This is a genomic window from Coprococcus sp. ART55/1, from assembly GCF_000210595.1.
GTDB classification, from domain to species: domain Bacteria; phylum Bacillota; class Clostridia; order Lachnospirales; family Lachnospiraceae; genus Coprococcus; species Coprococcus aceti.
Window position 1 is genome coordinate 845,880 of the sequence record NC_021018.1, and the last position, 10,607, is coordinate 856,486.

At 43.5% G+C, this 10,607-nt stretch carries 7 protein-coding genes; 5 read left to right on the forward strand and 2 right to left on the reverse strand.

Features of this window, described 5'->3' with window-relative positions; genetic code table 11:
• Positions 1 to 66: 66 nt before the first annotated feature.
• Entirely contained in the window at positions 67 to 1,098 is a 1,032-nt protein-coding gene (locus CCU_RS04055; protein WP_015533663.1) for a glycoside hydrolase family 5 protein, read from the reverse strand.
• A gap of 191 nt (positions 1,099 to 1,289) precedes the next feature.
• On the opposite strand from CCU_RS04055, the gene CCU_RS04060 reads away from it, so the two are divergent.
• The 4 genes from CCU_RS04060 (at position 1,290) to pap (ending at position 6,430) form a co-directional block, all read left to right on the forward strand.
• Positions 1,290 to 2,051 (forward strand): helix-turn-helix transcriptional regulator, encoded by a 762-nt coding sequence (locus CCU_RS04060; RefSeq protein WP_015533664.1) that lies wholly within the window; start codon positions 1,290 to 1,292, stop codon positions 2,049 to 2,051.
• 91 nt (positions 2,052 to 2,142) lie between these two features.
• Positions 2,143 to 3,513: a Mur ligase family protein gene (locus tag CCU_RS04065; protein WP_015533665.1), complete on the forward strand. Its 1,371-nt coding sequence runs from the start codon at positions 2,143 to 2,145 to the stop codon at positions 3,511 to 3,513.
• Positions 3,513 to 4,229, forward strand: a complete 717-nt coding sequence (locus tag CCU_RS04070; RefSeq protein WP_015533666.1) for a Predicted glutamine amidotransferase — start codon at positions 3,513 to 3,515, stop codon at positions 4,227 to 4,229. The genes CCU_RS04065 and CCU_RS04070 overlap by 1 nt, the downstream gene beginning before the upstream one ends.
• A gap of 716 nt (positions 4,230 to 4,945) precedes the next feature.
• On the forward strand, positions 4,946 to 6,430 hold the full coding sequence (gene pap / locus CCU_RS04075; RefSeq protein WP_015533667.1) for a polyphosphate:AMP phosphotransferase: 1,485 nt from the start codon (positions 4,946 to 4,948) through the stop codon (positions 6,428 to 6,430).
• Positions 6,431 to 6,549: 119 nt separating this feature from the next.
• Here pap and CCU_RS04080 read toward each other — a convergent pair whose 3' ends face one another.
• Positions 6,550 to 8,586, reverse strand: coding sequence for a beta-galactosidase (locus CCU_RS04080; RefSeq protein WP_015533668.1), 2,037 nt, complete (start codon positions 8,584 to 8,586; stop codon positions 6,550 to 6,552).
• 416 nt (positions 8,587 to 9,002) lie between these two features.
• On the opposite strand from CCU_RS04080, the gene CCU_RS04085 reads away from it, so the two are divergent.
• The coding region (locus tag CCU_RS04085) for a transglutaminase domain-containing protein (protein WP_330369815.1) at positions 9,003 to 10,607 on the forward strand (1,605 nt) is incomplete at its 3' end.

The following is a 10,607-nucleotide window of genomic DNA, read 5'->3' on the forward strand; positions in this document are numbered from 1 at the left end:
GTTCTCTATGAGTGAGAACCGGCTCCGTTTATAAAAATGGAAGGTTTTATCGTAAATTAAATCACGTTACATATATTTGACAAGCTCATCGATGATAGGAGCGTAGTGTTCGCCTTCAAGACCATAGTCTTTTTCTTTGTAGTTCCATGCGGCGCGGCCTATTCCGTACTTTTCAAATACAGAATGGATATCTTTGTACCAGTTCAGAGTTCCGTCAAGTGGTGCCTGATCTATAACACCATATTCGCCGCAGTACATAAATCCGTCTCTTTCTTCAACAGCCTTGATGCCGTCGAGAAACATTTTTTCGAACAAATCAGGTCCGATGGAATTAAGTCCAAGGCTACTCTCGGTGATGGCCCCATGCATACACCCTTCGATCTGGCGGGATTTCTCCATGTAGTCATTGAAATCCCCCGGATATTCGATATGAAAATCTGAAGGCATACCTGTTACCCAGTAAGCAGACTGGTGGGTAAATACCATTGGCTCGTAACAGTGGAAATTGTAAACTATGTTCTCATCGTTGTGATGAGGGAGAAGCTTTATAGATGTAACAGCATTGTAGCCAACCCCACCGAGTAGGATCTTGGCAGTAGGTGCTTTCGCACGGATGATCTCGATACATTTGCTTGATATTTCGTTCCACTCGTTTACAACGGTTGGACTTACGACCTCGTTCAGCGGCTCGAACATCATTATGTCTGCATCCTTAGCATATCTGTCTATAAGCTTTCTCCATATTCCATAGAATCTTTCCTGAAGAGGTTTCTCATGGAAGAATTCAAGAAGATGAGCCTCGTCGTCAAATATATATCCATATGTCTTGTGCAGGTCAAGGACCATGTTGAGTTTGTACTTCCGGCACCACTCAATGCATGAATCGATGTAAGCGTAGCCGTATTCCTTATCACTTCCGTCCTCGTTTTCAAAATTATCGTAATCGATAGGAAGACGAACATGGTCAAGTCCCCAAGATGCTATTCTTGCAATATCTTTTTCTGTGATAAATGTGTCAAGATGCTCCTTGTCAAGTGGTCCCTGTGAAAGCCATCCACCTAAGTTTACTCCTTTTTTGAATCCGTCTAAATTTCTCATAAACCATAACCTCCTGTGAAATAATAAATTATATATTGCACTCATTTGCCGTTCGGGAGTGCTTATCAGTTTCGTTTTCTGTGACTTTATAGTAGCATTTGCGTTGATAAGAGAATATAATAAATGTGTCAATTATATAACAAATGTGTGATAGAGATATATGAATATCACAGAGGAAAGGCAGAAAGACAATGAAGATATCGAATGAGATAGTAAAACAGCAGTTTGTCCAGAGGGAATATGGACTGGCACATTCCACATACGACAATGAGCTCGATTTTTATCAGCTTGTGAGCAGCGGTGATGTGAAAGCTTTGTCTGGAATGTTGCTGACAGGCGATGAGGATGAGGCTGTTCTTGCTGCAAGAGGAATATTGTCAGATGACAAGGTTCGCAATAGGAGATATCACGAGATAGTGCTAGTGGCAATGATTTCCAGATTTTGCATAGAAGAGGGGATGGAGGAGATGGAGAGTTACAATCTCAGTGACTTCTATATTAATAAGCTGGACAAGGCGCAGACAGAACGGCAGATCATAGATGTACATAACCAACTGATTATGGACTATGCCAGGCGGATGAAAAAGGTGAAAAAGAAAGCTGCTATATCACCTCATTGTGTAAGGGCGATGGACTATGTGTATGATCATCTGCATGAAAGAATAGAAATTACAGAGATCTCAGAATTTGTGGGAGTGGAACGCTCTTATCTGAGCAAACTATTTCATAAGGAGGTCGGTCAGACAATCTCAGATTACATCATGGAGAAGAAGCTTCAGACTGCCAGAAATATGCTTCTGTATTCAGATTTTTCCTGTACGGAGATATCGCAATATCTGGCATTTGCCAGCGGAAGCTATTTTGCAAAATGCTTCAAGACAAAATATGGATCGACTCCGAATTCATATCGCAGGATAAATTACAGGAAACACTGGAAAGAGGCGAAATCATAGTCTTGTTATGTGCTGGTATAATTGACAACATCTGTCAAAGGTTGTAGAATTACATGAGTTTTATTTGTATATATAAGGAGAATGAATAGCTATGTCATCTTTTAGATTTCATGTGGCTCTCGCAGCCGCAAAACTGAGCAAGGGACTCATCCAGCTCCTGGGTAGGAACGGTACGCATACACCTGGAGTTATCGCCCTGAAGATATGTCCGGATTTCCTGGTACAGGCGCCCAAAGCACCGCTTACGATATGTGTCACAGGAACAAATGGTAAGACCACCTGTAGTAACCTGATAACTGATGTTTTGGAGAAGGATGGAAGAAGAGTTGTCAGCAACAGAACAGGTTCCAATATCGTCCCTGGCTGTACGACAAATGTCATCAACAGCCTTACATTTACGGGAAAGGTCAGAGTGGATGCCGCTGTATTTGAGGTGGACGAGCGTGCTTCAAGGCTGATACTTCCATATGTGAAGCCGGATTATCTTGTTGTAACAGGACTTTTCAGAGATTCACTCAAGAGAAATGCTCACCCTGACTATATTTTCAGTGTCATAGATACCTACTGCCCTGATTCTGCAAAGGTTATCCTGAATGCGGACGAGCTTTGCTCAAGCATGTTGAAGAAAGACAGCTACAGAGTGTTCTATGGAATCGGCAAGCAGCCTGATGACAAGACCGAGCCATACAACCTTATCGCGGATTACCAGATCTGCCCTAACTGCGGCGAGAAGCTGAAGTACAATTACCTCAGATATCATCACATCGGCGATGTGGTATGCCCGAAGTGTGGACTTCACTCCCCGGACAAGAAGTATCTGGCAACCGACATAGACAGAGAGAAGATGACAATTACTATACAGGAGGGAGACAAGAAGACAGTTTATCCACTGATCCACACAGCTCTCTTCAATATATATAATGAAGTTACTGTTATATCTGCACTGCGCGAGATCGGTCTCTCGGCTGAGAGAATTAAGGAACTCATGGGTCAGATCCATATACCGGATTCCCGCCACAACGAGACCACAGTGAATGGTGTTACAGTAATCCAGGCGCTCTCAAAGGGACAGAGTGCGGTTTCTTCATCCAGAACATTTGAGTATGTGGCAAATGAGGAGGGCAAGAAGGCTATCCTCCTTGCGATGGACGATCTTGAGGACAGACAGAAGAGTATAGAGTTCTCAGGCTGGATATACGATCTGGAGTATGAGCAGTTCAACAGGGATGATGTTGTACAGGTCATCTGCACAGGACCTAGATGCTACGACCACAAGGTGAGATGCTTACTGGCTGGTATCCCTGAGGAGAAGATACTCACAAATCTCAGCGAGGTCGCTGCGGCAGACGATGTGACTATAGATGGTGTTGACAGAATATATATCCTGTACGACTGTGAGAATTACGGAATGTCATGTGAGATGAAGAAGAAGATAATCAAGAGACTGGAGGGTGACAAATAATGAAGATTGAGATTTTATATCCGGAAATATGTACACTCTACGGTGACAAAGGAAATACAATGTACCTGCAGAAATGTCTGCCGGATGCGGAATTTGTGACAACAGGACTTAATGAGAAGCCACTCTTCCTCAAAGAGAATATAGACATGGTGTATATGTGTTCCATGAGCGAGAAGAGCCAGGAGCTCGTGCTTGACAGACTGATGCAGTACAAGGACGAGATCGCAGCATGCATGAAGGATGGAAAGGCGCTTTTCCTTCTGGTTGGCAATTCCATGGAACTCCTTGGTGATTATATCAAGAGAGAGGATGGAACCAGAGTTACAGGACTTGGCGTTGTTCCGGGCATGTACTCAGTCCGCCAGGCTCCGAATCGTTTCAACACGCTCATCAAGGCGAAGTTCAACGATATGACACTCATCGGATACACAAGCCGATTTGCCCACACTTACGGAATACCTGATGATATGACATTCTGCAAGGTGGAGATCGGACAGGGCAGCAATCCTGATACCATGAATGAGGGAATCTGCAAGAACAGAGTAATTGCGACATACATTCATGGACCACTGCTCATTCAGAATCCTGATTTTGTACATTATCTGTTGGAAAAACTGGATGCTCCTATGAAAGAGATACCATTTGAGGCAGCTATGCGCAAGGCATATGATGTGAAGCTTGCTGAGTATGGCAAGCCTGATCTGGAGCTGTCATAATATAGAGAATTATAGTGATAATTAAGCCCCGGTGGCCTTTGATATGTACCTGAAATCCAGGACACATGTCAGTATGCTGCCGGGGATTTTATATGTAGTAATGTATAAAACTATACATTTTGTATAGTTATGTAAACCCATTGAAAAGAAAAAGATAATATGTCACAATACAGATGTTGCCACCCCTAGACAGGCTAGGAAAGGGGGAGCGCAGTGGCTGGACGGAGATAAGTAAGTGGTAATCAGCCCAAGGAGTACGTCGCCTTTAAAAGACGGAGAAAACCCCAGTAGCGCCAACTACTGGGGTTTTCGTTATGCTTTTGGGAAAGCATATGTCAGAATTTCTTGTTTCATTGTTGCTGACATTATATCATATGAATTTTACCTTCGCAACATTCATTTTCCTCACATATCTTAATGTTTTTTCAGATGTATCAACTCAAAAGAAAGTAGTATAATGATATCGCAAGAAGAAAAACAGCGACGCGAAGCGGCATTTGTTTTTTCCTTGCGATATCAACGAGAACCCGTTCGGCGGAGCCGAACATGGAGCGCGGCAGCGCGAGGGTTCGAGTCTGCCAAAAGCAAGAAGAAAAATGCGCGACGCGAAGCGGCATTTGTATTAGTAAATGCGAAGCGGCATTAGTTTCTGTAAATCGGGGTATATTATTCATAAAAACAAATGAAGAGACAATGTGAAAGGAGCAGTGGGTTACATGTTAAAGGACTGGAACAAGCCGGAGCGTCCATCGGATGAGGAGATAGACGCGAGGTTAAAGATCGCCAGAGAGAATCTGACACGCAATCAGATCAAGGTAAAGGAAGGCAAGATACCTGTATTTGTCATATTTGAAGGCTGGGGTGCTGCAGGTAAGGGAAGTCTTGTCGGAAGGATCATCAAGAATATGGATCCGAGATTTTTCAACGTTGAGTCAGTGAAATATTCCACAGACGAGGAAAAACGCAGACCATTCCTGTACAAGTATTTTACGAGAATACCGGAACAGGGGGAGTTTGTATTTCTGGATGGTGGATGGATGAGGGACATAGTAGGTGGCAAGATGTCTGGAGAATTGTCAGACAAGGAATACCGGAAGAGAGTTGACAGCACCAAGAGATTTGAGAGGACTCTGGCGGACAACGGATATCTGGTCATGAAATTTTTCTTCCAGATAGACAAGCATGAGCAGAAGAAGAGACTTGAAACACTTCTTGAAGATGATACTACAAGCTGGAGAGTGTCTAAGCATGATCTGAAGCAGAACAAAAAGTATGACGAGTATCTTGAGGCATTTGACAGCTTTATGTATGACACCAATCTGTCAAATGCACCGTGGTACATGATAGATGCAAAGGAGAGAAAATGGGCAGAACTTCAGATACTCGATATCATCAATCAGGGAATAGAGACTGCGCTGCTCAATCAGGGGCATGCTGTACCTATACTGCAGAATACATTTGCGCTCAAGAAGATCCCGAAACTTTCCGAGGTGTCTCTCGACAAGAAACTGACGGATGAGGAGTACAAGGAGGAACTTGACAAGCTGCAGAAGAAACTCGGCAGACTGCACAATGAGCTTTACCAGAAGAGGATACCTGTTATCATAGGCTACGAAGGTTGGGATGCGGCAGGCAAAGGTGGAAATATCAAAAGGATAGCGGAGGCACTTGATGCGAGAGGTTATGTGGTAAATCCTATAGCAAGTCCTGAGCCGCATGAGAAGGCAAGGCATTTTCTGTGGAGATTTTGGACAAGACTTCCAAAGTCTGGGCATGTGGCTATATTTGACAGAACATGGTATGGCAGAGTCATGGTTGAGCGACTTGAGGGTTTCTGCTCGGAGAATGATTGGCAGCGGGCGTACAATGAGATAAATGAATTTGAGAAGGAACTGCACGACTGGGGAGCTGTAGTCATCAAATTCTGGGTTCAGATCGACAAAGACACGCAGCTTGAGAGATTCACACTCAGGCAGAACACGCCTGAGAAACGCTGGAAGATCACAGATGAGGATTGGCGTAACCGTGACAAATGGGATGACTATGAGACTGCGGTGGATGAGATGCTGGAAAAGACCAACACCAGCTTTGCGCCATGGCACATATTGGAGTCAAATGACAAGAAGTATGCCAGAATAAAAGCCCTCAAGATCGTTATCAAGGCGATAGAGGATAAGCTGGAGCAGGTTGAAAAGAACTAAAAATGCATATAGGACTGAGAGTCCATGCTGGAAATAGAACACATAAGGCGGTGATACACAACAGAAGTATCACCGCCTTTTTCAAAAAGGTTTAAGGAAGGAAAAAGTTATTATCAGATTTAATTATTTTCCTTGATGATGGATACTCCAAACGGAGCCAATTCCATTTTGCCATCAAATATATTCTTCGTCTGAATGTCGGTTCCGTGAACTTCAGATATTGTCTGAGGTTCGTTGGTGTTGTTCAGGTAAAATCCATATGCAGTTCCGTCATCTGCATATCTGCAGTGATACTGAACTCCGTCAGGGAGATCTTTTATGGCGATACCGGCGTTCACCATCATCTGCTCCATGATCTCACCGAGTTTACTGTAATCTATTCTTGCAGCCACGTAGTAAGCTTTGCCCTTGCCGTAGCCGTTCACAGTCACTGCTGCATTCCCTGCATAGAAATCAGAATCGTAGGTTCCCAGCACTTCCGCTGTTCCAACTCTCAGGATCTCCGCATAGTCACGGAGTTCACATGAACTTCCATCTGTGAAAGTTACGCTGTTTCTGTCGGATGGATACAGAGTATCGATCTCCTCACTGATGATTCCGAATACATCTGCAAGCCCATTTCCCGGGAATCCACCGAGTATACAGAGCTGATCCTTGTCTACATAGCCCGTAAAGTAAGTGGATAGAAGCTGTCCGCCCCTCTTTACAAATGCGGCAAGAGACTCGGCTGCGCCATCTCTCAGCATGTAGAGCATAGGTGCAACAACCACATCGTAATCGTCGAGTGGTTCATCGGATGCAATGACGTCCACGTCAACGCCGCGCTTTGTCAGCTCTTTGTATACAGACATACAGGTCTCAGGATATTTTTTTGATTCCTGCCCCAGAGCCTTGACATCATCTATGGCCCACATATTGTCCCAGTCGAACAGCAGTGCAACCTTTGATCTGATGAGTGTGCCGGTTATCTCGGAGAGCCCATCAAGCTCTGCGCCGAGGGCGGCAACCTCCTTGAATATTCTGGTGTCATTTGTTCCGAGATGGTCAACAACGGCACCGTGATACTGTTCAAATGAGCCCCTGCCCTTTCGCCACTGGAAGTACTGAACAGTGTCAGAACCGCAGGCTATAGCGTTGTATGAGAACAGCTTGTGGATGCCCGGTCTTTTGAGTTTGTTATATGGATGCCAATTTACAAGCCCCGGAGCACTCTCCATAAGCATGAAAGGCTTATCCTTCTTCATGGATCTCATGACTGCGTGGTCAAATGTGTTCTGCCCCATGACATCCGCAAGGCTTTCATAGTCGTTGTGGAATCTAGGGTATGAATCCCATGAGATCACATCAAGTTCCTTTGCCATTGGTCTGTAGTCAAGACCATCGTAGAGCTGCATAAAGTTGGTTGTTATAGGTATTTCAGGGGTGAGTTCACGGAGGAGCGTTATCTCTGATTTCATGTAATCGTTCATGTTCCATGTGGTAAATCTCTTCCATTCGAGGTTCAGCCCCATGATACTGAAATCACCATTTTTGTATGGCGGCTCAATCTGTGAGAAGCTGTTGTATGAGTGACTCCAGAAGGTGGTCCACCATGCTTTGTTCAGCTTGTTTATGTCGTGGTCGAACTTCTCTGCAAGGTAATTCTGAAATCTTTTCACACAGAGACGGCAGTAGCACTCGCCACCAAGCTCATTTGACACATGCCACATGATGAGTCCCGGATGGTTTCCCACATGGGCGTGGAGCTGACGGATGATATTGGCAACTTTTTCTCTGTATACAGGTGAGCTCATGCAGTGGTTCTCACGGACGCCCTGATGTTCCCTGACGTCATATGAATCCACACGCCTGATCTCAGGATACTTCTGTGCCATCCATGCCGGTTTGCCGCCCGATGGCGTGGCAAGAACGGTGTAAATGCCTGCATTATACAGGTTGTCCATAACATCCTTCAGCCAGTCAAAATGGTATTCGCCCTCAACAGGCTCATATGCTGACCATGAAAATACACCAAGTGTAGCGGAAGTCATGCCGGCTTCTTTCATCATCTCTATGTCCTTCGCCAGGATGTCGGGGCGGTCAAGCCACTGCTCTGCGTTGTAATCTCCTCCATGTAGGATTCCATTTATCTGTGGGAAAAGTTTGTTTTTGTTCATTTATCTGTCATCTCCTGTAAATAAAGGTAATGTGCTCTATGTTATCTGTTTTTAGTGTAAAATATATGCGCAAACGGTTGCACAGCTTACTATTTAAAGGTAGCACAAATAGATAAATAATTCAATTGTAATTTGACAATACATTTTAATTTGTGCAAAATACACAAAATATATACACTGCCATTCATCAGGACAATATTGTATATAATTAAGAAAAACGGCTTGAAATAAGAGATATAATTGCTTATGATATAAGATATCATGAATTGCTCAAAGTTGCGCAATTTGTCAATTCCTACAAGATGTACAAAAGTAAGGTTAAAAGCTATCGAACAGTGTCAAAAATCTATATAATAAAAGTATTGAGGGATGAACGGAAATATAAGGTTGGAACGTATCGTTTAAGGAGGAGTTTTATGATAAAAAAGAGGAAATCATATAGAGTGGTGGCAGGCAGTATAAGGTCTGAGTTGTTAAGGGGGCTGAGCAGAAAAATCTGTATCGGTGCCTTGGCATTTTCAGCGGCGGTTGTGCTATTGACAGGCGGTAAAGTGGGAGCATATGCATCTGATCAGACACGGGTAAGTTCAGATGAGAGTCAGGTTACGGTAGGGTATGATGATCTGGACGACACTTTGCAGAAAGGCGGACTTGGCGTTGTCGTTGAGCAGCAGGATGGTGCGGCTTCACTGGCATCTACATATGATGCAACAGCACTTGAGAAGCTTATTGTTGAAGGAATCAAGGCATGGCAGACGAGTATAGATGTATCGGAACTTGGCCTTACGAGAGACGATATTAATAACGGGGCAGTAAGATCTATTATCAATTCTCATCCCGAGTTTATCAGTCTATCGGGAGGCTATACATATTGGACTTCTGGCTCTTCAATCACCAAAATAGCATTTACATATTTGACAAATGCAAAGGAGGAGCAGCAGGAGCTTGATGCTGCACTTCAGGAAGTCAAGAGTAAGATAGATACCAGTGGAATGAGCGATGAAGAGATAGTACTTGCATATCATGAGTATCTCACATCCACAGTTGCATATGCATATGAGGATTATTTCAATGGAACGATTGCTGCAAATCACGGGTACGATATGTATGGAGCTTTGGTTAAACATAGTTGTGTGTGTCAGGGATATGCCGAGACTATGTTTTATCTGCTAAGAGAGGCTGGTCTTTCATGTGCAATCGCATCAAGTGAAAATATCAATCACGCGTGGAACATAGTTAAGATACATGGAAAATGGTATCACATAGATGCGACATGGGATGATCCGGTGTGGGATATGCCTGGAAGATCATATCATGATTATTTCCTTGTCAGCTTTGATACAATGAATAAGAATACACTCATCAACCATACTAAGGACAGAACGGATATGGTTGTCAGCGCACAGTGGGGAGATACATATACGACAGCGGTGGACACCACTTATGAGAGTGGTAAGTTCTGGAATGGTATTGAGAAAGCTATTTTTTATAAAGACGGTTATTGGTACAGCATAAGTGAGGGCAGTTCGAAAACATCATTTAACATAAATAAGTACCAGTATTCGACTAACATAAGCAAGGTTTTGTATTCGGGCACTGCAAAATGGACAACTCCGAGTGGTGGGTATTATTCCGGTGTTTACAGTTCAATATATCTCCGAGGTGATAATTTATATTTTACGACTCCGGATAGCTTGAACAAGATAGATATAACATCAACAAATGTAACTCCTACAGAGCTTATAAATATACGAACGCAGTATAATAGTTCAACAGGAAATAATTTATATGCGTTTGGAGAACAGTATGGTAAGCTGGTGTATTTTATTACAGATTCTCCTAATATAAAGAAAACTAAGGATTCAAGCAATTCAAGCAAGTATAACAAGGAGTATGCCGAGTATACATTCGAGATGTGCATAAGCCACAAGTGGGATGCTGGAGTGGTGACAAAGGAGCCGACCTACACAAGTACAGGAACCAAGAAGTACACCTGTACAAACTGCGGTGAGACCAAGATC

Coding starts and splice junctions, on each gene's coding strand:
- CCU_RS04055 (WP_015533663.1), bottom strand. CDS start 1,098: ATGAGAAATTTAGACGGATTCAAAAAAGGAGTAAACTTAGGTGGATGG.
- CCU_RS04060 (WP_015533664.1), top strand. CDS start 1,290: ATGAAGATATCGAATGAGATAGTAAAACAGCAGTTTGTCCAGAGGGAA.
- CCU_RS04065 (WP_015533665.1), top strand. CDS start 2,143: ATGTCATCTTTTAGATTTCATGTGGCTCTCGCAGCCGCAAAACTGAGC.
- CCU_RS04070 (WP_015533666.1), top strand. CDS start 3,513: ATGAAGATTGAGATTTTATATCCGGAAATATGTACACTCTACGGTGAC.
- pap (WP_015533667.1), top strand. CDS start 4,946: ATGTTAAAGGACTGGAACAAGCCGGAGCGTCCATCGGATGAGGAGATA.
- CCU_RS04080 (WP_015533668.1), bottom strand. CDS start 8,586: ATGAACAAAAACAAACTTTTCCCACAGATAAATGGAATCCTACATGGA.